The following is a 25,886-nucleotide window of genomic DNA, read 5'->3' as shown; positions in this document are numbered from 1 at the left end:
TAACGAGAATGCTATATACTGTTTATTGTGGAAGCCGCTAAAAAAGTACTGAAGGAGTCCTTTGGTCTGGATGCGTTTCGTGCGGGACAAGAGCCGATTATAGAGGCTATTTTGTTCGGCAAAAGCGTCCTTGCGGTTATGCCTACCGGGGGCGGGAAGTCCCTTTGTTATCAACTTCCCGCCTTGATGCTTAAGGGAGTAACCGTGGTTGTTTCGCCACTTATTTCCTTGATGCAAGACCAAGTGGATACGCTTCAGGGGCTTAATCTGCCGGCCACCTACATTAACAGTACCCTTTCATTGGCGGAACAGACGGCCAGAATACAAGGGATTGCGGACGGGTTATATAAACTGGTTTATGTGGCTCCGGAACGTTTTCGTAGTAGTTATTTCGTGGATACGATTAGGCGAATCGACGTTAGTTTGGTAGCTATTGACGAAGCGCACTGCGTTTCTCAGTGGGGGCATGATTTTCGCCCTGACTATCTCAGAATTGGAGAAGCGGTAAAAGTTTTAGGAAATCCAGTGATGGCGGCCTTTACGGCAACAGCAACGCCGGAAGTGAGAGAAGACATTATACGATATCTTCATTTAAAGGAGCCAAAGGAGTTTGTTTCAGGATTTAGCCGACCTAATTTATCTTTGCGAGTTGTGCCGGTTCGTAAAGTGGCTGAAAAATACGCGCATATTGGACGACTCATTGAGAAACATAAAACGGGCATCATTTATTGCGCGACCCGCAAGCATGTGGAGCAAGTAGCCCTGCACCTGGTATCCTCTTGGGATTGTTCGGTTGTTTCGTATCACGCGGGTATGAGTGATCAACAGCGCGCTGAGGCGCAGGATCGTTTTCTTAAAGGAAAGGCGGATGTGGCGATTGCGACCAATGCCTTTGGTATGGGGATTGATCGATCGGATATACGGTTTGTCGCGCATTTTGAAATGCCCGGGAGTATTGAGGCGTATTATCAGGAAGTAGGACGTGCTGGCCGTGATGGAGCGGCATCGGCCTGCGAGATGTATTACTGTTACGCGGACAAACGCGTGCAAGAGTTTTTTATCGATGGCAGCAACCCGGATCAAGAAACGATTGAAACAGTTTATAAAAGCCTCACACGTTTAGCGGATAACCACAACGAAGTGATTATTTCTCTAGACGATCTTGCGGAGCGGATTGGACGGGGGACCAATTCTATGGCGATCAGTGCTGCGATTTCCATTTTATCTCATGCGAACATAATACAACGCTTTGATGTGCCCGGGAGTAGAGTGAGAGGGACGCGCCTTTTGTGTCCTGATACCAAAGTAAGAGACCTCCCGTTAGATTTCTCCACACTGAAAGTGAAGGAAGAACGAGATCGTGAGCGTTTGGAAACCGTTATAAAGTTTTCAAACAGTTTTGGTTGCCGCCAGAAGTGGATCTTAAATTATTTCGGGGAGACGGATGCTGAAGTATGCGGGAGTTGTGATTATTGCGGTACGCAGCGCGGAAAATCGAAACGCGGCCCAATGCCTGAAGAGTTAATGATTGTTCGGAAAGCGCTCAGCGGAGTTGCTAGAATGTCCTATAAATTAGGGAATGGGCAGTGGCAGCCTCGATATGGCCGAGCAAGGATTATACAAATGTTAATTGGGAGCCAGCGCAAAGAGATCATGGATAATGATTTACACCAGCTCTCGACTTATGGTTTGCTACGCGAGAATGGGCAACGCTATGTTGAAGAATTATTTAACAGCCTTGAGTTTGGCGGGATCCTGCAGACGGTAGAGAAAGATAAGTTTAGCCTGTTGACCCTTTCTGAGTATGGTGATTCCGTTATGCGAGGAGAAGCCAGCTATGAGCTTATATGGCCAGAGGGATATGCTGGAGCCGTAAAAGATAGCGCTGTTAAAAAAGAAAAAAAAGTAACAGAAGACGAAGAGGACCTGTCTGGCGAAGAAAAAGAGCTTTACGCGGCATTGCGGGAGAAGCGTGCTGAGATTGCGAAGAAGAAAAAGAGCGCTCGCCTGTTTATGATTCTTACGAACAAGTCGCTGATATATTTAGCCAAGCAAAGACCAAGCAGTATAGCAGAGGCAGAAGATATACCCGGGATTGGAGCCTATAAGGCCAAGACAGTTGTGCCCGCGTTCCTAGAAGTGATCGCTGCGTATGAAAATCGCCCCACGCAAAAAGCGTTATTGAATTATTAGCTTTGTATCTGTTTGGGGAGTTGTCTTTTCCTCACGCTTGACCAAGGGAAGTGAGATCGTAAAGGTTGATCCCTGCCCAATTTCGCTTTCAACGGATATTTTTCCCGCACATTTTGTAATCAGCTCATGGCATAGTAGAAGGCCCAAGCCACTTCCTTTTTCGAAATTAGTGCCCTCCTTGGATCGATTTTTGCTCATGTGAAAGAGAGACTTTTTGTCATTATCCTTCATGCCGACACCATGATCAATTACGGATATCTCCGCTAAGGGGCCATTTTCCTTAGATTCAATTTCTATGGAACCACCCGGGTGTGAGAATTTAGTCGCATTACTAATCAAGTTTCTAAAAACAGAGATAACGATATCGTAATCAGCAAATACATTTAAAGTCTTGTCTATATTGTTATGGATAGTGAGCTTTTTGTGAATGCACTTTCCTTCAAATAACTCAATAGATTGCTGAGCCAAATCATGAATGCATAAAATGGAAGGATTGAGCTGGATGAGCCCCCGTTGGAGTGTTGCCCAGTCTAACAGATTTTCGAGCATTTGGTAGAGCCTTCGTGATGATTTAGCGATGACAGCCAGGTTATCCTTGATTTTAATCGGTGAAATTTCATCGAAGTGATTCAGTGTCATTTCCTGGAGCAGCATCATTCCTGACAGCGAGCCCTTGATGTCATGAGATATAATAGAGAAAAATCTATCCTTGCTATCATTGAGCATTTGAAGTTTTTCATTACTAAATTTTAGCTCTAAGTGGTTCTGGACACGTGCGAGCAGCTCCATTGTATTGAACGGCTTGGTGATATAATCCACACCGCCGGCCTTGAAACCCTTTAAGATATCATCAGAATCCACTTTAGCGGTTAAGAAAATAATAGGAATGCCCGCATAGTCCTCATTTGATTTTAACTTAACGCAAACCTCCAGGCCATTAAGCTCGGGCATCATGATATCCAGGAGGATGAGGTCAGGGATAACTTCTTTAACCAAGCTGATGGCTTGTTTGCCACTGTTGGCTAACATGATATCATAACCGGCCTCTTCCAGGTTTTTGCCCAGGACACTTAGGTTTTCCTTGTAGTCATCTACAATTAGGATGAGTGGCGGTTCACCGTTTTCTCTTAAGAGCTTTTTCATGCATTTCTAAAGTTTTCTGTTTATCAGGATAGGCTTCTATTTGAAGAATGATTTGTGGATATTCGTTGAGCAATGATTGTGTTTTTTCAATGTCATAAAGATCTGCGGCTTTAATGAGTTGATCTGCAAAAATCGCGAGCGCGGGAATGAATTCAGCGTTGGGGATTTGTTTTAATTCCGTAGCGAATTCCTTTATGTTTCTAATAATGGATTTACTTTTGACGGTTTGCCAAGTGTTAAAATGTTTACCTTTTAGCGCATTTAAAATTTGGATACGTTCCTTTGGCTCCAGGAGATGTTGTGGATTTTGTTTTTGAAGCGATGGCTTTTTTACCGGGATGAATTTTTTTAATTCCGTGATAAGAGTGGCTTTGGATAAAGGTTTGCGCAAGAAGCTCTTGCTGCCAAGCTTGCGTATTCTAGCCTCCTCGTCTCCCAGCGTCTGTGCTGTTATAGCGATAACGGGGATGCTCTGGATGTCGGGATTAGCGCTAATACGAGCCATGGCCTCGTAGCCATCCATGATGGGCATTTTGAGGTCTAGCAGTATGATCTTAGGGTGCAGTTCTTCGGCCATCAGGAGCGCTTCCTTGCCATTTCGTGCTTCGATAATATCAACATTACAATCAGACAAGTATGCCCGCAACAGGTTTATATTGTATTCCATATCGTCTACGATAAGAACGGTTGCCTTATCGAAGTCAGGCGGCTCGTTATCTATTTGTATAATAGATCCAGAAGCTCCTTCGATGGTACATTTTTTGACGTTTGGAATGCAGATGGTGAAGCAGCTACCCTTTCCTGGAGTACTGGTGAGGGAGATTTTCCCGCGCATCATTTTGACGAGACGAAGCGTGATTGTCAGTCCCAGCCCAACGCCGCCAGCATGTTCGCACTTTTGAATAAAAGGAGAGAATATAGTTTCTTGATCCTCTTCGCTGATCCCGATTCCCGAATCTTCGATTACGAGAAAGAGATCCAGTTTTTTATTTTTAGGACTCTCTTTAGTAAAAAGTTTAAGTGAGACAAACCCCTCATTGGTATATTTTATTGCGTTACCGATCACATTAAAAACAATTTGGCGGAAGCGAGGCGTGTCCAACATGATGTAGTCGGGGATACTCTTATCAATAAATACATCGAAGCGCAGGTGCTTCTTTTTGCTTTCGAGGGTGAAAAGGGTTTTGATTTCCTCGATTAGATCTTTTACAGAAGTAGGACGAGGAATAATGTCTATCTTGCCTGCTTCAATTTTTGATAAGTCGAGTAGATCATTAATTAAATGAAGTAAGTTTTTGCCGCTTACGATAATGGACTCCGCGTAACTTTGCATAGCGGTGTTAACAGTTACATGAGCAAGGATTTCAGCGAACCCAAGGATAGCGTTTAGCGGAGTGCGGATCTCATGGCTCATATTCGCAAGGAATTCGCTTTTGGCACGGGTGGCTGATTCTGCTTTGTCTTTCGCTTCCCGAAGGTGTTTTTCTGTCTTTTTAGATTCGGATATATCGCGAGCGATATTTGAGAAAAACTGCAACTCGCCTGCTTTTGATTTATGCGCGATGATCACCTGTGAAGTGGGTACTTCATGGCCGTTTTTGCACAAAAAAGCGGCCTCTCCGGACCATGTTCCATTTTCCATTGCGTAGGGTATCGCTACGGTTTGTATTAAGTCGTAAGACCATTGTGGATACAAGTCCTTCAGTAGTTTAGATTTTATTTCCGCCTCGGTATACCCCAGGAGCTTTTGGCCAGCAGCATTCAGGTAGGTGATGTTTTTACTGTCTTCGATGAGGATCAAGTCTGAAGTGGCCTCCAGGATAGAGATTAGGCGCTCTCTTGTTTCTTCGGCAAGCATCCGGTCGTTGACATCGATAGCTACACCGATAAGGCCATCGTAGTTGCCCTGTTCGTCTTTTAATACAGAGAATTGGACATCGAAATAGATGCCGTTAAATAGCCTGATGGCGCTATTGATTTTCTCAACTTTCGCCAAACGAAACATTTCAAGTATATCGGGGTAATCGTTGAATATTATTTTATAGTCCCTATGAAGAAAATCATCGGAGACCATCTTGATTGATTCCAGGCCCTTACCTTCTACGAGGCTGAAACGGTCTTCGGCATCGATGCCCCATAAAACGATGGGGATGCTTTTTAGGATGTGCCTAAGCTGGCTAGCAATATGCAGTAAAGATTCTTGAAATTGCTGTTTTTCCTCAATTGAACTGAGAGAGCAAGCCCAGTGAGTGAGTTTTCCCGTTTCGTTAAAGACAGGGTTTGATCTAATTTCTAACGCAAGCGTTTTACCGCTTTTAGTAGTGTGTTCTATTTTTGTGCGGCATTGCCGGCCTTGTTTGAAAAGGTCAGCTAATAAAGGATGGGGTATGCCCCTGCTGAGAAAAGAAAAAGGCTTGTTGAGAATTTCTTTTTGAGAATACGCGTAAACCTTTTGAAAGGCTTTGTTGACGAATGTGATGGTCGGATCTTGTTCGTCATGTTGGAGAATGAGAACAGGGTCCGAGCAATAGTCTGAAACCAGGGTAGTATAAAATGCGTCGTCCACAATAAGGGCACTTCAATGGTAAGATGAAAATTGGGGTTATGTGTTTATCCAATTCTATGATTATTAGGGTTTAAATTCAACAAGGAAGCGTTTCTTATTAGCATAGGCGTAATAAATCGTATTTATTTAACTTATTTCGATCGAGGGAGAGCTAGTGTACTCATGAGCACTAATTCCCCTCTGGAGAATTACATTACGAGTGCGATGATGCGAGCGGGTGCTTCCGGAGCGGTTAATTTAATGGGAAGCGCAATCAAGAGGGCTCCTGCCCGTGGAACATTATCAAGGTTGGCCATATTTTCGATTTGAAATTTGTTTGCCCCGAGAACCATCTGATGAACCGGAAAATCTTCTGATATGCCAACATCGACACTTAAGGCATCAATTCCGATGCCCGAAATGCCTCTTTCTAAGAGCACGGAAGCTGCTTCCGCAAGAAAGCCAGGGAAATGTTTATGACTGGAGTCATCCTGGTTTATATATTTTGAGGGCTCATGCCAGTATTGGCTCCAGCCGGTGTGGGCAACGACAATGGAGCCCTTAGGGATCTTTCCATATTGTTTTTCCCAAGCAGAGACATCCTCTCTAGAGACGCCATAGTCGGGGTTAGCGGCTACTTTTTCCCGGCAATCGATTACGCATAGTGGGCCAATGAGCTGCTCTAATGGAATTTTATCAATATCAATTTTATTATCTACGAAATGAGTGGGTGCGTCTATATGGGTTCCTATTCCGAGGGCAGAGCGCTTCACGCTTACCAAACGGTAACCCTGGTCGTAATCCGAAAGCGTTTCCAGTTCCAACTTGTGAGCGCCCGGCCAGACAGGAATGTTTTCAGTAAGTGTGTGGGTTAAATCTATATACTTCATGAGCAAACGGGTTGGGTGAACTTATCGAGCAAATGGAATAAATGATTATGAATCGATGTGTAATCAGTGCTGCGTATTGCCGCTGCTGTTTGGGTGAATTTACTAGGCGAAAGGTCCTCTGGGCAAGCTTTGATCAGCGCATCCATGCCCGAAAGCTCTATTTCCAGATGGCATTGAAAGCCGTACACGCAATCTGTGTATCGCACAATTTGGCGTGGGCAGCCTTCGCTATAGGCGTAAACAGTGCTATCCGCAGTGAGCCCGGGCATATCGTTGTGCCAATGAATGGCATTGAACGTTTTAGGAAAACCTGAAAAAAGAGAATCCTGTGTGCCAGGTTCCGTTAACGTGATGGGATAAACCCCAATTTCTTTTTCCGGACTTTTTTCGGTATGCGCACCCAGTGCCTCACCCATTAATTGGGCTCCCAGGCAGAAACCGAGTATGGGCTTCCTTGAAGATAGCGCTTGTTGGATTAAGGTGATTTCATCTCTTAGGTAAGGAAATTCATTTAGTTTAAGAGGACTTTGTGGCCCACCCATGACAATGAGCAAATCGTAGTTGCTCTGGGCTAAGCAATCTTGGCCTCGGTAAGGTTTGACGATTTCATAAGTATGGTGATTTTTTTGAGCCCAGTGGAGCAAGACGCCCGGTGTTTCAAAGTCGGCATGGGTGATGAATTTAATTTTCATAATTAGTGTATTTAATTTTTAGATACATTAAGAAGTGATAGGCTGAAGGAGAGTGTCGCCCTTTCTTTTGGAAAGCCGTTGTCCCTTGTCATCAAGGATAAGCGGGCAGTGGTAGAATTGAGGGGTTTCCCAGCCCAGCGCGCGGTAAAGCAAGATTTGACGAGCTGTGGACATTAATAAATCCTCACCGCGCACTACTTCCGTGATATTCATTTCGTGGTCATCTACTACGACCGCGAGCTCATAAGCCGGTATGTTGTCCCTTCTCCAGATAATAAAGTCTCCAAAATTCTGACCTGCAATGAACGACTGGGTACCTAAGTTATTGTCATAGAAAGTGATTTTTTCGTTATCCGGAACACGGAAACGCCAATTGGCACCCTCTGGAGTGGAGTAATCCTCATGGGCATTTCTGTGCGGCCGCCATTCCTTAAGGAAAATAGGTTCACAAGCTTCATCCTCATTATGAGGAGCCAGTATTGCGGAAGCAATATCCTTACGGGAGCGCAGGCAAGGGTAGATAAAGTTGTTCTTCTTTAAATATTCCCAAGCCCTGTGGTAAAGCGGCAGCCGTTCCGATTGATGAAAAGGCCCCTCTTGCCAAGAAATGCCCAATGCGGTTAAGTCATTTATAATCCCCTCCAGATGTTCGGGCTTGGAGCGATCGGGATCCAAATTCTCATTTCTTAAAACAAGCGTGCCGTTATGGATACGAGCGCGTTCGGCAGCGATAGAAAAGGTATTAGCGTGCCCGCGGTGAAGACGACCTGTGGGAGAAGGGGCTAAGCGCCCACGGTAGGGAGGAGCATTTTTATTGAGGGCTTTTTCCATGAAATGCGAAATGTCTATTTTAAATAGTAATGTGATTATAGATGTCTTTGGTAGTATGTAAATACTCTATGTGTCTATTCTTGGGGAAATAGGATTGCCAAAAAGGACGGCGAAATTAATCATAATAATATCATGAGAAAAGAGAGAGATTCGATGGGGGAAATGAGTGTGCCTGAGGATTCGCTTTATGGGGCTAGCACGCAAAGGGCTGTATTAAATTTTCCAATCAGTGGGCACAAGATGCCGGAACGATTTATTCGTTGTATGGGTTTGTTGAAATATGCCTGTGCGAAAGCGAATGAGGATTTAGGAAAGTTATCTAAGGCGAAGTCGGAGTGGATACAGAAAGCGGCACTCGAGGTGTTTAACGGAGAGCATAACGATCAATTCCCGATAGATATCTTTCAAACAGGATCTTGTACATCCTCTAACATGAACGTTAATGAAGTGATCGCGCATCGCGTAAAGCAGCTGGGAGCTAAAGAAGCTATACACCCAAATGATGACGTGAATAAAGGACAATCCTCTAACGATACCATGCCAACTGTCCTACACATCAGCGTAGCGTTGGCGTTGAAAGAGAAGCTGGAGCCGGCCTTGGCTCATTTGGCGAGTGAATTGGCCAAGAAAGCGGACAGCTGGAAAGATATCGTGAAAATCGGCCGCACTCATTTAATGGACGCAACACCCGTGACCATGGGGCAACAATTTTCCGGGTACGCGGTACAGGCCAGAAAGGGCGTAGACCGTATTCAAAAAGCAATACAAGCGCTCTGTGAGTTAGCGATCGGAGGAACAGCTGTTGGCACGGGAATTAATTGTTATCCGGGTTTTACCGCGCGCGTTATCGAAGTTATTCGCAATGAAACAGGCATCGATTTTAAAGAGGCCGATAATCATTTTGAGGCTCAAGCCGGACGTGACGATTGCGTTGAAGTAGCGGGCCAATTGAATGTGATTGCCGCGAGTTTAACGAAAATAGCAAATGATATACGATTGATGGGCTCCGGGCCACGCTCTGGGCTAGGGGAGTTAATTGTGCCCGCAACGCAACCTGGGTCTTCTATTATGCCAGGCAAGGTGAACCCCGTTATGAGTGAGATGCTTGTGCAGGTTTGCTTATATGTGCAAGGGCTATGCAATACAGTAGTGATGTGCGGTAGAGACGGGCACTTTGAGCTAAATGTAACGATACCCTTGATTGCGTACGCCTTACATGAGTCTATCGAATGCTTGGGGAATGCCTGCAGAGTATTCGCGGATAAGTGCGTACAAGGCCTTAAGGTAGATCAAGACAGGTGTAACGAGTTGTTGGAACGCTCCCTGATGCTTGTGACGGCGCTGAATCCTCATATAGGTTATGATAAAGCAGCTTATGTGGCCAAGAAAGCTTATGAAGAGAATAAGACTCTTAAAGAAATTTTACTAGCAGAAGGGATGCTTGATGAAGCGAGCATAGAGCGCGCGTTAGACCCAAAGACAATGATCGAAATGAAGGATGAGGAAAAAGAGTAGCCTAAATAAGGCTATTTCTTCTTTTTGGAATTTTTAGAGCTCTTTTTGCCCTTTTCTTCAGTATGATTTTTTGCGGCAATATCTTTTAGGATCTTCATTTTTTCCCGCTCTAGGTTTTCCTCGTCAACTTCATCGGAAGTGCGCTGGCGATCTTCCTCTTTAACGACATCACGTATTTCCTTTAGAATGGCATTTTGAAGTTGGCGGACCCGTTCGCGAGTTATGCCAAAAAAATCTCCCACCTCTTCCAGTGTTTTGGGATCCTCGCCCCCGAGGCCAAAACGCATGGTGAGGATGGTTGCATCCCGTTCATTGAGTTTTGACATGAGCTGCTTAATGACATTGACGCGCGATTTTGTTTGGAGATCCTGTAACGGTGTTGTTGCGGATTCGTCTCCGAGAAGATCTCCCAGATTAGTTTTTTCAGTATCGCCGACAGGCGTATCTAATGAAGCAGGCCGAAGGGAAACAGCCTTTAAGTGAGCAACTTTATTTACCGGCATGCCTACAGCTTTCGAGATCTCTTCGTTATTGGGCTCTCTACCTAATTTTTCATATAGAGCAGCGGTGGCCTTGCGTATTTTTGAAATTTTTTCAACCAAGTGTACCGGCAAGCGTATGGTTTTACCCTGGTTAGCCAAAGCGCGTTTGATAGCTTGCTTAATCCACCAGGCAGCGTAAGTACTGAGCTTGCTCCCCTTTTCGGGATCAAAACGCTCAACTGCCTTCATAAGCCCGATATTCCCCTCGCTGATGAGATCCTGAAAGGGAAGGCCGAAATGGCTGTAATCATGAGCAATTTTTACAACCAGACGCAAGTTAGACTGAATCATTCTTTTACGCGCGGCGGGGTCGCCTTTTTTGATTAAGGCGGCTAGCTCGATTTCTTCCGCTGGGGTGAGTAGCGGTGTTTTACCAATTTGCTGCAGATAGATTTTTATTGAACTTCTATCCGCGGTTTCCGTTAAATTGTCTACCTTTGCGGATTTAGTAGGTAGGGCCCGCGGTACGGAAGCGAATGGGACTTTGCTGTCCGGCGACTTCCGTTTGATATCCTTTCTATGGACGATCTTCTTTTTTGACTTGTTCTCTTCTTTCGTCACGCCAAATGAAATTTCACGATAGAGCCTTTCTATCTATGGCAATTTTACAGCAACAGATAGTCAAAGGCAATTAGAATTTTAGATCGCTAATGTGCCTCAAACAAGCAGGTGATTCTTGTCGGAATGCTAAAAATTAGGTCCTATTTTCAATTTTCGCGTATTCGAGCAAAGTGATATGCAGATCCTTGAGCTGCTTTTCAGTGGCAGGCCCAGGGCTCATGGACATTAAATCTTGGCCCTTTTGCGTCTTCGGAAAGGCAATGACATCTCGAATACTCTCCGTACCGGCAAGAATAGCAATTAAACGATCAAAGCCTAATGCAATACCGCCATGAGGAGGGGCGCCAAATTGAAATGCTTCCAGCATATACCCAAAGCGTTCGGTTACGATATCTGCAGGGATTTTAAGGATATCGCGAAATACCTTTTCTTGTAAATCAGGTTGATGGATACGAATACTACCGCCACCAAGTTCTACTCCGTTAAGAACGATATCGTAGTGTTGGCCGCGAACAGCAGTTGGATCGGTGTCAAGTAGAGGAACATCTGCTTCTACAGGAGCGGTAAACGGGTGGTGAGCTGATAAATAACGGCCAGCTTCTTCATCATACAGCATGAGCGGAAACTCGATTACCCAGAGGAAATTATATTTATCCTTAGGAATGCTTAGACGACCTCGTTTAACAAGGAGTTGAGCGGCATCTAACCTGACTCTGCCCAGGATTTGGCAAGCTTTGTCCCAATTGGTTGCGGCAAAGAAGACCAAATCGCCATCCTCAATATTAAGCGCATCTTTAAGCTCTGCTTTTTCCTGTTCGGATAAAAACTTAAGGATAGGGGATTTCCATTCGCCGCTTTCAGCTTTAATGAAGGCTAACCCTTTAGCTCCAAGAACTTTAGCGATGTCTTCAAGTGTTTTCAGTTCCCCTTGTGTGATGTCAGACAAGCCCTTTGCGTTAAACGCCTTGATGACACCTCCGGATTGAACTGCGGAAGCAAATACCTTAAATTCAGATTTTTCAAAAATTTTAGACAGATCAACAAGCTCTAGGTCGAAACGAGTATCCGGTTTATCAACGCCATAACGATTCATGGCAGCGTGATAAGGCATGCGCGGGAAAGGTGTTGGGATATCAATACCTAAAACCTCTTTCCAGACGCGCTTGAGCAAGCCCTCAATTAGGTCGTACATATCCTCACGGTCGATGAAGGAAAGCTCCATGTCCACCTGAGTGAATTCGGGTTGACGATCCGCGCGAAGGTCTTCATCGCGATAACAGCGAGCAAGTGAGTAGTAGCGCTCCAATCCGGCAACCATGAGCATTTGCTTGTATTGTTGCGGGGATTGAGCCAATGCGTAAAAATTGGCCGGGTGCATGCGGCTAGGTACCAGGAATTCGCGAGCTCCCTCAGGAGTACTCTTGAAAAGGGTAGGCATTTCTACCTCTGTAAAACGTTCTCCATCTAAGTAGTTGCGAACAGCACGAGCCGCTTGATGGCGCATGTGAAGCTTTTTTTGTGACTTAGGGCGACGAAGATCCAGATAACGATAGCGCAGGCGCAAATCATCTTGTACACGGTCTGCTTTTTCATCCTCGAGAGGAAAAGGCAGTGTTTTCGCAATGTTATGAATCGTGAGCTGCTCAGCGGCGACTTCGATTCCGCCCGTTGGTAAATGTGGGTTAACGGTTGCACTTGGTCTAGCCGCAACGGTACCGATTACTTCGATGACGGATTCGGGCTTAAGGCTACGTGCTTGTTCGGAAAGCTGCTTGTTTTGGGGATCAAATACGATCTGTGTAATCCCCTCACGGTCGCGCAGGTCAATAAACAAAACACCACCGTGGTCACGGATGGCATCCACCCAACCCACGAGGGTTGTTGGCTTATTAACATCTTCAAGGGAAAGCTGATTACAATGATGCGATCTTTTCATAATTAAGAGAGTTAACTATAAATTATGAAAGTTGATTAAACAAGGAAGAATTTTGGCATCCCAAAGATGCGCATTCTAGTGCTTAAAGTACCTTTGCAATGGCATCCTTTAACCGTTCACAGTCGTGTGCAAATACGCGTATGCCCTCAGAGAGCTTTTCGGTGGCCATTTGATCCTCATTGAGCAACCAGCGGAACTTCTTTTCGTCCACGTCCATCTTTTCTATGGAAGATTGATTTGCTTTGGATTCAGATAGCTTTTGGGGAACAGGTGCTTCTGTTGTTTTCAGTTCCTCCAGTAGCTTGGGGCTAATGGTTAATAAATCACATCCGGCGAGTTCGGTGATTTGGCCTTTGTTTCTAAAGCTTGCGCCCATGATTTCAGTTGGATATCCAAATTTTTTGTAATAATCGTAAATTTTGTTTACGGACAGGACACCTGGATCCTCTGCGCCGACATACTCTTTGCCGGTAGACTTTTTAAACCAATCGTAAATACGGCCAACAAAAGGTGAAATCAACTTTGCGCCTGCTTCCGCGCAAATGATGGCTTGGGGAAGGGAGAACATAAGCGTCAAATTGCAGTTAATGCCCTCCTTTTGGAGAACTTTAGCGGCTTGAGCGCCTTCCCATGTGGAGGCAATTTTAATCAGAATAGAGCTTGGGTCGATTCCTTCTTGTTGGTAAAGCTGGATGAGCTCCCTGGCTTTAGCGATTGTACCTTCTGTATCAAAAGAAAGATGAGCATCGACCTCTGTGGAAACACGACCGGGGACAATTTTTAAAATCTCTTTACCAAAAGCAATCAGTAAACGATCTAGAATATGCAACGCCAATTTATCCTTAGGGAGAGAAGCGCTTTTGTTGTCTTGGATGACTTTGTTAAACAGAGCTTTATATTCTTCCTTTTGGATGGCTTGGTAAATCAAAGTAGGGTTTGTGGTAGCATCCCTGGGGGTGAAGTCTTTGATGGCTTCGAAGTCACCGGTATCAGCAACTACGGTTGTAAGTTTTTTTAATTGGTCGAGTTGATTCATGGTAGATGTGGTATTCATGGTTTTCAGAGCCTTTGTTTAGTATAAGAATACTGTGTAATGTGCGGTTAAGTAAATAACAAATAAATAGTAAGCATTGGGCTGTGTGAACGGTAACGATTTTCCGTCGTTTTAAAGCGTTTGATCGGCAATAATTAACTTTCTTGCTTAACATAAGTAAGTTAGGTATTTTTGTGAAAACTCCTATGGAAAAAATAGCGCAGAAAGAAATCACTCTATGTGGTGCTTTTGGCTTCGGTAATGCTGGTGACGAAGCTGTTTACCTGGCTGTTCAGGATTTAGTTGAAGACGCGGGGATGCCTGTAAAAATAAACATCTTGGGGCGCTATGACACCCCCTTTGTTCCGGGCATTATAGGTTTGGGGGCGCAAGATAGGGTAAGAAGACGAGCCTTAGCGCACATTCATTTGGCATTAGTTGGGGGAGGCATTATTGAAGCAGAACCGCACTCAACGATATTTCGATGTTCCGAATGCTTAAAAAACTCCTTTGTTGAAAAAAAAATACTGTTTGCCGCGGGAGTTGAGGCTGGGGTACACTTTTCATGGTGGCAGCGTCGTAAAATTAGAAAAATCTTAAAAGAGATTCAGCAATTTACGGTGCGAGATGTACTCTCTCAAGAAATTCTGAAGCGAATTCTTCATAAAGAGAGAATTGAAGTTGTTGGCGATAGTGTGTTGTGGTTACGAGCAGATACTGAAAATATTCCAACACAGGTTACCCAGTTAGGTAATTATGTGGCTGTTGCATTAAATGGAAATTGGGCTACAGAAGAAGCATGGGATAATTGGATTTCGAAGGAATTAGTCAAAGTAGCTCATCATCTTAATAATATTCCTATTGTGTTTGTGCATATGTCTGCGGTTTATGATGATGACCGTGTCGAAAACTCTAAAATTGCGGCAAGAATGCGAGAGATTGATAGTAACGTCACCATTGTTAATCTGATTGAAGAGCTCTCACCCAGGACTATTGCGGGCATTTTTAAAAAATCAGAACTTACGATATCGATGCGTTTGCACGGTTGCGTCATGGCATATGCTCAAAAAACGCCTTTTATCGGGCTCGCTTATCATCCTAAGCTGATGGGCTTTGGGCGCACTGTGGGGTGGTCTGATTTTGTTTTGCCTCATAAATTACCCGAGTTTCAAACTCCGGGGGTTTATGGGTATAGATTTGGAGATTTGTCGTTATCTGGAGAACACTTAATTAAATATGTAGACAGAGCCTTGAAGTTTGGCAACTTTGACATGCTTGAGCCCTATAAGACTCGCCAAAAAGAGTTATTTAAGGCCTTTTTGGAATCTTAATTCTCTTTAAATTTAAATAATGGAATTGCTGGAATACAGAAAAGAGATGAAGGATGGAAAGGTGAGGCTTGTTGGTACATGCCGAAGCCAGGTGCACGATAGGGTGTTTGATCTTTGCTATGAGTATCCCGAAGAGTACGAGGCTTATGTTAAGGAATCACCAGATCCGTTTGTGCCTCCGTTGTTAGTGGCATCATTGATCTATGACGAGAAATTAAAAGTGCCTTTCCCTATATCGAAAAATTTATTCGATAATCTGGAAATGGTGCAGGATATTTTTTGTAATTGGTTTCCAGTAGAAGCTCGTAAAATATTCGTTGATGCACTGTGGATAAAGGAGCCAGAGCTGAGTCATTCGGGAAAAGGAGTTTTGGCTTTTTTTTCGGGTGGGGTAGATTCTTTTTACACGCTGCTGAAAAGTATAAGAAATATCCCTACGAATACGCCAGCCATTACACACCTTATTTATATGAGAGGGATAGAGGTGCCGATATCAGATACCGTGGGCGGTGATCAGACAATTATAATGGTCAAAAAAGTCGCTGAGGAAGCGGGTTTACCTATTATTATTGGAGCAACCAATTTAAGAGAACAATTCAATCTGTGGTGGGCTGATTATTTGTGTGGTCCGGGCCTTGCTTCTGTTGGATTATCTTTAGGGAAACAATTTTCGCATGTCTTGATACCGGGAGCTTATTCTTATAGCCACGAAGATATGTTTCCAGAATCCTCCCATCCCCTGTTGGATAATTTGTGGTCTACGGAATATACAAGGTTTTCGCATAGCGGCGCAGAAGCCCACCGTATTGACAAATTTGCATGGCTTGTTGGAAGAGATCCGCTAGCTTTACAATATTTGCGTGTATGTCTTGAAAACAAAGGTGGCCCAACCAACTGTGGGAAGTGTAGTAAATGCGTTGTTGCCATGATTGCTTTACAATCAATAGGAACGCTCAAGCAATGCGCCACCCTGCCGCATAAATTTGATTATCGGTTAATCAAGTCTTTGCATCTCAAAGATTACTCGGATATAACTATGTTGAAGGAATGCAGGGATTTGGCTATTATGGAAAATAACGATCCTAAATTAACCAAAAAGCTGAAAGCATACGTCAGGAAGCATGAAATAATAGAAGGCCTTCAGCTCATTTTAGGCGAACGGGGATATGAAATTATTATTTCCCCCTGGAGGTTCTTGAAAAAGGTGTTAAAAATAGGAGACATAAGCTCACTTTATCCATGAATGTAAGTGTTCCGATAATGATCTTTGGTTGGGTGCCACTCACGCTGGCTCTCTTTTGTTTTTTGCGACCAAGGAATGCCATTCTCGTTTCCCTGATTTTAGGGTGGCTGTTTTTACCTGTGGCGAGGTATGAAATCAAAGGCCTTCCTGATCTCACAAAACAATCGATCATCGCTTACAGTTTGTTCTTGGGAGTTGTGTTGTTTGATCATAAAAAAATAACGGCATTTAAATTCAGAATATATGATTTTCCTATGTTGGTTTTCTGTATCGTGCCGGCATTTTCTTCCATGACTAATTTGCTGGGTCCGTATGATGCCTTTTCAGCAGCATTAAATCAAACAACCCTTTGGGGCGTACCTTACCTTATAGGCCGTATGTACTTTAATACGTTAAGTGAGATTAAGGTCCTAGCGGTTGCGTTGATCATTGGCGGTATTATCTATTCCCCGTTTATTCTGTATGAAGTTCGGATGAGCCCTCAATTGCACAGAATGTTTTATGGCTATCACGTACAAAGTTTTGTGCAGACACTTCGTGGAGGAGGCTATCGCCCTTCTGTCTTTATGGAGCATGGCTTGGCTGTGGGAATGTGGATGGGCGCTGCGAGTATCATGGCCGTGGTATTTTGGTACACCCATCAATTTCGCAAGAAGTTCTGGGGATTAAATGTGCGTTGGGTAATGCCGCTTTTATTGCTAACAACGATTTTAGAAAAATCTACCGGTTCGATTATGTTGCTGGCAATCGGAGTAGTGGCATTGTTGGCTTCAAGAATTATTGAAAATCGATTGCCGCTAGTGATTTTAATGTGTTTGCCTGTTCTCTATGTCGGAACGCGGGCTACAGATGTTTGGTCCGCGGAAGGGTTGATCAATTGGGCAAAAAAAATCAGTACGGACCGGGCAGCGTCACTTGAGTACCGGATTGACAACGAAGATATTCTCAGTGAAAAAGCTCGGGAAAAACCGATTCTGGGCTGGGGAGGCTGGGGAAGATCTCGCGTTTATGACAAGACAGGAGAGGATATTTCGATAACGGATGGCATGTGGATTATTGTATTTGGTCAATATGGAATTGTCGGTGTTCTAGCATTATTGGCAATGATGATTCAACCGTTAGGAATCGTTTTGAGTCGATATTATATATATCAATGGCGCGAACCGAATGTTTTTATCGCCGTAACGTTTGGTGCTATTATCGGGGTTTACATGATAGATAACCTCTTCAATGGGATGTATAACCCGTTGTTTATTGTCTTAATTGGATCTGCATCAGGCCTGGCACTGCAGCCGTTAGAGAAGTTTAAGAAAAAATATCAACGCGCTGTGAGGTACATAGCGGAAGGCACTCAAGTAACCCGTATTATATGAAATTAGTGTATCTCGTCAGCGAATACCCGGCTATTTCCCATACTTTTATTTTTCGGGAAATTAAGGTGCTTCGGTCAAGGGGGGTTGAAATTCTTACTTTTTCGATTAATAGGCCCAACCATCTTGAGAAAATGACCTCTGAGGAGCAGGAGGAGTCTACCAAAACCTTTTATGTAAAATCTGCTCCCTTATTAAGTGTTTTATCCGCCTTTTGTTTTGGTTTTTTTTGCATGCCACTTCGGTTTATTAAAATGGGATTGAGTGCGTTACGCTTGAACTTTAAAGGGGTATGTTCTGGACGTAAGACGCTTGGTTATTTTATCGAAGCTTTGATCTTGGTTAACGAAACCAGAAAAAGAGGAATTAATCATGTTCACGTGCATTTTGCTAACCCGGCGGCAACGGTTGCTATGCTCGCTGCCACTTCAGGGAAAGTGAAGTTTAGCTTAAGTGTCCACGGGCCGGATGTTTTTGATAATGTTCGGGAAAACATACTTGCGGAAAAGGTTCTCCAAGCGGTATTTGTCCGCTGCATTAGCAATTTTTGTAAAAGCCAATTGATGCGCTTGGTAGACTATCCCGTATGGGGGAAGCTCCATGTTATCCCCTGTGGTATTGATCCGGAAAAATTTGTTCCACAAAAGAAAAAAAGCGCGCCTGGAGTTTTCGAAATTCTATGCCTCGGGAGACTCAGCCCGGCCAAAGGCCAACACATCCTGCTAAAGGCATTTGGCTTACTGCTGGAAGAGTACAAAAATATCCATTTAAGCCTTGTTGGCGGGGGGGCCACAGAAAATTCATTGAAAACGTTAGCTAAAGAACTAACGCTGGGTAGGCATATTGATTTTGTGGGCCCTGTCGGGCAGGAGAAGCTTAATGAGTATTACGATAAGGCGGACATCTTTGTTTTACCCAGTTTTGCGGAAGGCGTTCCGGTTGTTCTTATGGAGGCCATGGCAAAAGAGATTCCTGTGGTGTCTTCAAGCGTGATGGGCATTCCCGAATTGGTAGAAGATGGTAAAACCGGCTTATTGACATTGCCGGCAGACCCACATGCGTTGTTTGAGAAAATTAAAGAACTCCTAAATGGCCCTGATTTAAGGGAACGCATGGGGCAAGCAGCTCGAAGAAAAGTTTTGAGCAACTATGATCTCGCCAAAAATACCGAATCTCTTTTAAATATTTTTAATCACTATATATCTTAACCCTCCTGGTATATGGATTTTTTATTGAATATATTCTTTTTTGTTTTTGGGCTCTGGTCATTTGTATTTACCCTATACTTATTTCTTGTGACTGTGGGCGCTTATTTTTTTCGAAGACGAAGTGACCCCACCAAGCCGCCATTAAAATTAGCGGTTGTTATCCCCGCGTACAATGAGGCGCGTGAAATTGAAAAAGTGATACAATCGATCAAAGACTCCTATTATCCTATCAATAAATTTCGTATCATAGTGCTGGCGGATAACTGTACGGATCGTACCGCGGAAGTTTCGCGCCAGGCAGGAGCTGAAGTTGTTGAACGCGATGATCCCCTGAATCCTGGAAAAGGGCAGGCGCTAGATTGGTTATTCACCGCTAAAAAAGATATTTTTGCCGAAGAGGAAGCGATTATACTGATTGACGCAGATGCTGTGGTGGATCCCTATTTCTTGTCTCAAATGTCCTCAAGTTTATCCGCGGAGGGTGTTAAGATTGTACAATCCTTTAATGGAGTCTCTAACCCAATTTCTAGTTGGCGCACTTCACTGAGTGTGATCGCCTTCGATTTGGTGAATTATATTCGTCTCAAAGGGCGTAACTTTCTGGGCGGAACAGCTGGTCCGAAAGGCAACGGTGTGGGCTTCAGTAAAGAGGTCGTGCTCAAGTCCGGCTGGCCGGCAAAATCGATTGTGGAGGACTTGGAGTTTAGTTTATTGCTTTTAGATGAAGGCGTGAAGGTGCAGTTTAACCCCTTGGCTAAAGTTTATTCCGAGATGGCGGTATTTATGTCTCAAGCCCAGGCGCAACGCATGAGATGGGAGGGTGGCCGGTGGCACCTTATACGCAGCGAATGTTTTGTGTTGTTGAAGAAGTTTATCTGTTCCGGGAAATGGGCTTATTTGGAAGCTTGGCTGGATTTGCTGTTTCCGCCGCTCACGATTTGGCTCTTGTTGAACTTCGGGCTATTGATATTGGCGTTCATTGCTTCTTCTTTTGCGGTTAAGATTTTTTTAACAGCCTTAATCGTAAGTGGCTTTTATGTGCTTTCAGGGTTGATTTTACGTAGAGCCCCATTGCATGTATGGGGGCATTTGTTTGTTGCTCCTGTTTTTATTTTATGGAAAATCCCGCTCTACTTTAAAATTCTTTTTGGCAAGGTAGGCCATAAGTGGGAGCGAACACAACGGAAAAGTGAATTTCATGATTCAAAAAAATAAAGATATTTTCGCGTTGCGAAGAAATAACTCTTTGGGGAATTTTATCTGCTAAATTGATATGAGTTGGGAGATTATATTCATTGGAGCCTTAATTGTTTTTGCGCTTGTTAGTTTTATAGTTGAGAAAATACCGTCGGATCTCACTTCTATGACGGTTTTGGCTGCTATCGTGTTGGTTTCGATGATTACGGGCTCGGACAAACTTCCTGATGTTCCGGACATTATCAAAGTGTTTGCGAATGAAGCGCCTATTACCATCGCGGGTTTGTTCATAATCAGCGCGGCGTTGGAAAAGTGCGGTTTTATTGACGTGATTGCTACCGGGTTGGGCAGATTGACTCGGCTAAAATATGCGCCTTTTTTGTTTTTGCTCATCATCACCGTAGCCGTTATTTCAGCTTTTTTAAACAACACCGCAGTGGTTGTTATTTTTCTTCCCGTTGTATTAAGTTTGGCAAAACGGATGGATACACCTGCTTCGAAGTTCCTGATTCCATTGTCTTATGCGTCTATCTTTGGGGGATGTTGCACCGCTATTGGCACGAGCACAAATGTTTTAGTAAGCGGTATTCTGCAAGCAAACTATATGCCGCCTTTGCGGATGTTTGAACTCCTTTGGGTAGGCGGGCCCTTATTTATTTTTAGCGCGGGGTATATTGCCCTTTTTGGAAATAAACTATTACCGGCGCGGGAGACGCTTATGTCTATCCTTTCAGATGATGAGCGCAAAGAGTATATTGTTGAAGCGTTAGTTCGCCCAGGCTCGTCCTTGGCCGGTGTTAGTATGGAAAAATCGGGTTTGATGAAGGCCAATGGGATTCGTTTAATCGAAATTAATCGCAGGGGCGTGACCATTGAATCTGGATTTAACTCTATCGTAATGGAAGAGGGCGATCGGCTCATCTTGGCCTGCCGGCCTGATGCCGTTATGCGAGCCCATACGGTTGCGGGGATAGATCTTAAGAAAATTGGGCACGGTGAAATGGATCTGGAGCAAATTTCCGGAGAAGAGGCCGTCATTGTTGAGGGCGTAATTGGTCCCAAATCTTCTCTTGCGGGAAAAACGCTTGGTGAAATTAATTTTCGTAATCGACTAAAAGTGCTCTTGATGGCGGTTCATCGAAAGGGGATAAATTTGCGTGATCAGCTCAGTACCGTTCGCTTGCAGTTTGGTGACACTCTTTTGATTATGGGCACAGAGGTTGCCGTTGATAATATTCGTAGGGGTGACGATATTATTCTTTTAGATAGACCTGCTTTGCCAGGTAAGGATATGCGTAAAAAAATGCCTATTGCCATATCGGTTATGGCGGCTATTATTGCTACGGTTTCGTTGGGCTATGTGCCTATGGTGGGTGCGGTCCTGGTGGGTACGGTTATTTTGTTACTTACGGGTTGCTTAAAGCCCAAAGAGGGTTACCAAGCGATTGAATGGCGTATATTAATGCTTATATATGGCATGCTTGTCTTGGGGCTTTGTATGGAGAGTACAGGATTTGCCAGGTTATTGTCTGGCGGAATCATTAATCTTACAGACGGTGTGGTATCCCAGGCGATGAAGCCAATGGTCATTCTGATTGTGATTTATCTCTGTACATCCTTTTTGACAGAGGTACTTTCTAATAACGCAACGGTTGTACTTATGGCTCCCTTTGCGATTGGTTTTGCTGCAACGCTTGGGGTAGATCCTCGGCCGTTTGTTATTGCGGTTACAATTGCGGCATCAACCAGTTTTTCGACACCGGTAGGGTATCAAACAAATACATACGTATATGGTGCTGGAGGTTACCGTTTTAGCGATTTCTTTCGCATTGGCGTTGCTTTGAATTTGATTTATTTCGCGGGCAGTATGTTTATTATTCCCAAGGTCTGGCCTTTTTAAGTTCGATTGAGCGCCAGTTGAGCCCATGTGGTATCTTCTATTTCGGTTTCAAGTTTTTGGGCAAGATAATTTAAAAATTTTTCTTCAAATTGTACCCAATCTAATTCGGGGAAAATGGCTTTGTCTAGGGAACCTTGTGTCAATATGCCGTATTTGCTTCTTTTTTGCGCGGCGCCGGCCATCTTTTGACCGTTTATTTTGAGAACGACATCGTAGCGCGCCGGTTTTTGAAAACAGAGGGAAAGTTCTGATTTGGCACATGGATTACAGGTGTCTTCATAGAGCATGGTTTGTTTGCCCATGTCCCGAAGGGCTTCGGTAATGCTCATGTGGACTTCTTTGTAGTGATCCGTGGCTTTTTGGCGGTACTTGGGGTGCGAGGCAGGAACAATTATTGAGTACGTCCAATCATTGCTATGGTTAACCACGCCTCCGCCGGTAGGCCTTTGGTAGATTGTATATTCGGGTGGGGTAGCGTGCCGGACAACTTCTGCTTGTTGAAATCTGCCATAGGTAATGGTTTTGTCCGTCCATTCATAATGGCGAAAAAAAAGAGCACCTGTTTCCCCCGCAAGCTCTAGTAAATACAGATCATCCCGCATATTGTTCTCTGCAGATTCTTTTTTGGTCGGCAATTTATAGATTTTCATTACCCTAAGGACTTGATTTTTTGATTTCAGAAACTATGATAGAACATCATTAGAATAGATTAATTTCAACCCAATAACGTTTATATGGCAGCTACAGTAGAAAAACACGAGTTTCAGGCAGAGGTAAAACAAGTCCTGGATATCGTAGTCCATTCCCTTTATACGGATAAAGAAATCTTCGTTCGTGAGCTCATTTCAAACGCGTCAGACGCTCTGGAAAAGCTGCGCCACGCTCAACTTCAGCAACAGGAGATCTTTGAGGATCACTTGGATTTGGAAATAAATGTATCTACAGATGAAACAGGAGGAACCATCACGATCCAGGACTTTGGTATAGGCATGACGCGTGATGAGTTGATTGAAAACCTGGGCACCATTGCCCATTCCGGTTCACGTAAATTTTTAGAAGCCATCAAACAAGCGGGCGAAAATAATCAATCGCTCATTGGTCAATTTGGGGTCGGTTTCTACAGTGCGTTTATGGTCGCTGAAAGCGTGGATGTCTATACTCACTCTGCTAACAAAGATGCCAGTGGATGCCATTGGTCCTGTGACGGCTCAAATAGCTACACGATTGAAGATGCTGAAGGTCAGCGCCGTGGATGCAAAATTGTTATCAAATTAAAGGACGAGTATAAGGACTTTGCAAACGAGTCTCGTGTAAAATCAATCATTGAGCGTTATTCCAGCTTTGTTCAATTCCCTATCACGTTAAACGGCACTAAAGTGAATACCATACAGGCTCTCTGGCTTCGTGGTAAAAATGAAATCAAGGAAGAAGAGTATAAGGAGTTTTACAAATTTCAGGCGCACGCATTTGATGAGCCGCTTTCTTGGTTGCATTTTAGTGCGGATGCGCCTTTGGATATCAAAGCCATTCTTTTTGTGCCAACAGAGAATATGGAGAAGTTTGGCTTTGGGCTAACACAGCCTTCCGTTGCCTTGTATTGCCGGAAGGTCTTGATTGATGCGGAACCTAAGGGGCTTTTGCCGGAATGGATGCGTTTCGTGAAGGGTGTTGTGGATAGTGCGGATTTGCCGCTCAATATTTCCCGCGAGTCCATGCAGGACACCGCTTTGGTGCAAAAACTCAATCAGGTGCTCGCAAAGCGCTTTATCAAACATTTAGAAGAGCTCGCAAAAAAGAAGCCGGAGGGCTATACGACTTTCTGGAACACGTTTAATAACTTTATCAAAGAGGGGATTACTACAGACCCGATGAATAAAGAGCATCTGGTTCCGCTTTTACGCTACGAGTCCTCCCAGTTAGATAAAGAGCAGCTTACCAGCTTGCCTGAATATCTTTCGCGCGCGAAGCCGGATCAAAAGGAAATTTACTACATGGTCGGCAAGAATAGAGAAGCAATCGAGGCCGGGCCTTATATGGAAGCGTTTAAGTCCAGGGGCTTAGAGGTGCTTTATTTATTCGAAACGGTAGACGATTTTGTCATGTCTCACATCCAAGCTTTCGAGGGCAAAAAGCTTGTCTCGATTGACCAGGATGACATCGAGCTCGATGATGCTCCCGAGCAGGCCGAGGGCCAGCCAATGGATGAAAAGGCGTTTACCGATTTGTGTGACTGGATGAAGCAAACCTTAGGGGATAAGCGTGTTGCGGGTGTTAAAGCCGGTACTCGTTTAGTGGGTAGCCCGGTCATCGCATTATCTTCAGATAAAATGATGACTGCGAATATGCGTCGTATCATGAAGGCTATGAAGCAGCCCATTGATGCTAGCCCGAGCGTTAACCTTCAGTTGAACACAAGGCATCCGTTGATCAAAAATGTGGCCGCTTTACGTACGACTAACGAAGCGCTGGCTAAAGAAATCGCTTTTCAATTATACGATAACGCAATGGTTGCGGCAGGCTTGTTGGAGGATCCAAAAGAAATGATTCAGCGAACCTATTCGCTTTTGGAGAAATTATCGGCTCAGCAATAAAGTAATTAACTTTTGTCCTCTTTAGGAGGGCTATTTTCCGCAGGGGAATCTGCTTCGGCCGGTTCCTCTTTTTCTTGGTTGGGGGATTCTTCCGCTGTTGTCTCTTCAGGCGCAATATTCCGCTGCCCCATTAAGTCCTTCATCAAGTCATTAGGATCTACGTTTACAGGGTCATTGGATGATTGTTTACCTAGTAATTCGTTAGCCAAGTTTTCTGCTTTGGTCTTTGGAACGTAGCTCTCCTCTTCCTTTTTTTGCTTAGGGGCAGGGGTAATGGATTTTTTAAATTCCTGTTTCTTTTTATCCAGAGCCTTGATTTGTTCCAGAATGGATTCTGGCGAAGCGCTAATAGTAATATCTGGTGAGAGGCTTTTTAATGCGTTTACAACAAATAACTTGGCCTGTAATGCGATTTTTTCTGCTTCAAAAGGGAGGTCATGCGCATCTCTAATAAGACATAAAAAAGTCTCGCAATCAGTGTTGTTTCTGAGAATCGCTTGAAAAGCGGCTGCCGCATTATCCAGGTTCTTTTGCGATGTTTCTCTTATGTCAATAGAGGCGAGAAGGCTATTTTTGCCCGTTTCTGCATTTTTCCAATATATTTGGCAGATAGTGCCATCTGCGTAAAAATTTGCGATGCGCTTAACTTCAAATTCAAACAGGGAGAGGTCAGTGTCTTTTTGCGATTCCTTTAAAAACGATTTTTCACTAGCATCTAATAATTGAAAAGAAGAGATAATAAGCGGGTTTTCATTCCTGGTTTTCATGATCAGTAGAGATAGGGGTAGGTTCGTTTTTGTAGAGCGCGCGAATTCTTTCCGGGGTCTTTGGGCGAGAGGATAACTTGATATGCTCTTGAGCGTTGCACTTTAAAAACAGTTGCTCGTTTTCCCTGTCCAATAGGGATATTTTCATTAATTTTTTTTGTGCGGTTTTGATTAAATCCGCATACTTGTAGGCATTGGGAGAGTCCTTTAAGTTAAGCTCTTTGATAGCTTCAACAGAAGCGTCCAGCCGGAGTAGCAAGTTTTGCTTTCGTTTTAAAAATTCGCCCTCGGGAATGCTTCCTGTTTCTTTTAAAATCTTGTTTTCTTCAAGCATCAGGGAATACGTTTCATCACACAGGGTAATGTGATTTTGTAGGGTGAGGTCAATAGCCATAATT

The 25,886-nt window shown here is 44.0% G+C and carries 20 protein-coding genes; 9 read left to right on the top strand and 11 right to left on the bottom strand.

Features of this window, described 5'->3' with window-relative positions; translation table 11 throughout:
* The first annotated feature begins 15 nt into the window (after positions 1-15).
* Positions 16-2,193, top strand: coding sequence for a hypothetical protein (locus AUJ82_04355; protein ID OIO59793.1), 2,178 nt, complete (start codon positions 16-18; stop codon positions 2,191-2,193).
* On the opposite strand, the gene AUJ82_04350 is transcribed toward AUJ82_04355, so the two are convergent.
* The 5 genes from AUJ82_04350 to AUJ82_04330 form a co-directional block, all read right to left on the bottom strand.
* Entirely contained in the window at positions 2,179-3,336 is a 1,158-nt protein-coding gene (locus AUJ82_04350; GenBank protein OIO59792.1) for a hypothetical protein, read from the bottom strand. The genes AUJ82_04355 and AUJ82_04350 overlap by 15 nt on opposite strands.
* Positions 3,308-5,902: a hypothetical protein gene (locus tag AUJ82_04345; GenBank protein OIO59791.1), complete on the bottom strand. Its 2,595-nt coding sequence runs from the start codon at positions 5,900-5,902 to the stop codon at positions 3,308-3,310. Before AUJ82_04345 ends, AUJ82_04350 begins: the two co-directional genes overlap by 29 nt.
* Before the next feature lie 188 nt (positions 5,903-6,090).
* Entirely contained in the window at positions 6,091-6,771 is a 681-nt protein-coding gene (locus tag AUJ82_04340; protein ID OIO59790.1) for a hypothetical protein, read from the bottom strand.
* Positions 6,768-7,463 carry a hypothetical protein gene (locus AUJ82_04335; GenBank protein OIO59789.1) on the bottom strand — a complete coding sequence of 232 codons (696 nt, stop codon included), beginning with the start codon at positions 7,461-7,463 and terminating at the stop codon, positions 6,768-6,770. The genes AUJ82_04340 and AUJ82_04335 overlap by 4 nt, the downstream gene beginning before the upstream one ends.
* Positions 7,464-7,490: 27 nt before the next feature.
* Positions 7,491-8,294 (bottom strand): hypothetical protein, encoded by an 804-nt coding sequence (locus tag AUJ82_04330; protein ID OIO59788.1) that lies wholly within the window; start codon positions 8,292-8,294, stop codon positions 7,491-7,493.
* Between the two features lie 132 nt (positions 8,295-8,426).
* Here AUJ82_04330 and aspA point away from each other — a divergent pair, with 132 nt between their 5' ends.
* On the top strand, positions 8,427-9,809 hold the full coding sequence (gene aspA / locus AUJ82_04325; GenBank protein OIO59787.1) for an aspartate ammonia-lyase: 1,383 nt from the start codon (positions 8,427-8,429) through the stop codon (positions 9,807-9,809).
* A gap of 11 nt (positions 9,810-9,820) precedes the next feature.
* On the opposite strand, the gene AUJ82_04320 is transcribed toward aspA, so the two are convergent.
* The 3 genes from AUJ82_04320 to AUJ82_04310 form a co-directional block, all read right to left on the bottom strand.
* Complete coding sequence (locus AUJ82_04320; GenBank protein ID OIO59895.1) at positions 9,821-10,738, bottom strand: hypothetical protein; 918 nt, start codon at positions 10,736-10,738, stop codon at positions 9,821-9,823.
* 307 nt (positions 10,739-11,045) lie between these two features.
* A complete protein-coding gene (locus AUJ82_04315) occupies positions 11,046-12,851 on the bottom strand; it encodes an aspartate--tRNA ligase (protein ID OIO59786.1) in 1,806 nt (601 codons plus the stop codon).
* Between the two features lie 79 nt (positions 12,852-12,930).
* Positions 12,931-13,884 carry a transaldolase gene (locus AUJ82_04310; GenBank protein OIO59894.1) on the bottom strand — a complete coding sequence of 318 codons (954 nt, stop codon included), beginning with the start codon at positions 13,882-13,884 and terminating at the stop codon, positions 12,931-12,933.
* A 203-nt stretch (positions 13,885-14,087) separates the two neighbouring features.
* Here AUJ82_04310 and AUJ82_04305 point away from each other — a divergent pair, with 203 nt between their 5' ends.
* From AUJ82_04305 to AUJ82_04280, 6 genes are read left to right on the top strand one after another with little or no spacing between them, the layout of a single operon-like run.
* Positions 14,088-15,212, top strand: coding sequence for a hypothetical protein (locus AUJ82_04305; GenBank protein OIO59785.1), 1,125 nt, complete (start codon positions 14,088-14,090; stop codon positions 15,210-15,212).
* Between the two features lie 19 nt (positions 15,213-15,231).
* Positions 15,232-16,455 carry a hypothetical protein gene (locus AUJ82_04300; protein OIO59784.1) on the top strand — a complete coding sequence of 408 codons (1,224 nt, stop codon included), beginning with the start codon at positions 15,232-15,234 and terminating at the stop codon, positions 16,453-16,455.
* A complete protein-coding gene (locus tag AUJ82_04295) occupies positions 16,452-17,828 on the top strand; it encodes a hypothetical protein (protein OIO59783.1) in 1,377 nt (458 codons plus the stop codon). Before AUJ82_04300 ends, AUJ82_04295 begins: the two co-directional genes overlap by 4 nt.
* Entirely contained in the window at positions 17,825-19,033 is a 1,209-nt protein-coding gene (locus AUJ82_04290) for a hypothetical protein (protein OIO59782.1), read from the top strand. The genes AUJ82_04295 and AUJ82_04290 overlap by 4 nt, the downstream gene beginning before the upstream one ends.
* Positions 19,034-19,045: 12 nt before the next feature.
* Positions 19,046-20,248 carry a hypothetical protein gene (locus AUJ82_04285; protein OIO59781.1) on the top strand — a complete coding sequence of 401 codons (1,203 nt, stop codon included), beginning with the start codon at positions 19,046-19,048 and terminating at the stop codon, positions 20,246-20,248.
* A gap of 58 nt (positions 20,249-20,306) precedes the next feature.
* Positions 20,307-22,130, top strand: a complete 1,824-nt coding sequence (locus AUJ82_04280; protein OIO59780.1) for an SLC13 family permease — start codon at positions 20,307-20,309, stop codon at positions 22,128-22,130.
* Here AUJ82_04280 and AUJ82_04275 read toward each other — a convergent pair.
* Entirely contained in the window at positions 22,127-22,780 is a 654-nt protein-coding gene (locus AUJ82_04275) for a hypothetical protein (GenBank protein ID OIO59779.1), read from the bottom strand. The two genes, AUJ82_04280 and AUJ82_04275, sit on opposite strands and share 4 nt — an antisense overlap.
* A gap of 84 nt (positions 22,781-22,864) precedes the next feature.
* On the opposite strand from AUJ82_04275, the gene AUJ82_04270 reads away from it, so the two are divergent.
* Complete coding sequence (locus AUJ82_04270; protein OIO59778.1) at positions 22,865-24,721, top strand: molecular chaperone HtpG; 1,857 nt, start codon at positions 22,865-22,867, stop codon at positions 24,719-24,721.
* A gap of 5 nt (positions 24,722-24,726) precedes the next feature.
* Here the strand turns inward: AUJ82_04270 and AUJ82_04265 are convergent, their stop codons facing one another.
* Both AUJ82_04265 and AUJ82_04260 read right to left on the bottom strand, forming a co-directional pair.
* Positions 24,727-25,488: a hypothetical protein gene (locus AUJ82_04265; protein ID OIO59777.1), complete on the bottom strand. Its 762-nt coding sequence runs from the start codon at positions 25,486-25,488 to the stop codon at positions 24,727-24,729.
* Entirely contained in the window at positions 25,472-25,882 is a 411-nt protein-coding gene (locus AUJ82_04260) for a hypothetical protein (protein ID OIO59776.1), read from the bottom strand. The genes AUJ82_04265 and AUJ82_04260 overlap by 17 nt, the downstream gene beginning before the upstream one ends.
* Positions 25,883-25,886: the final 4 nt, after the last annotated feature.

The organism is Verrucomicrobia bacterium CG1_02_43_26 (genome assembly GCA_001872735.1).
GTDB lineage: Bacteria > Verrucomicrobiota > Verrucomicrobiia > Opitutales > CG1-02-43-26 > CG1-02-43-26.
The sequence above is the reverse complement of the archived record's forward strand: the minus strand, read 5'-3'. Positions and strand labels throughout refer to the sequence as shown.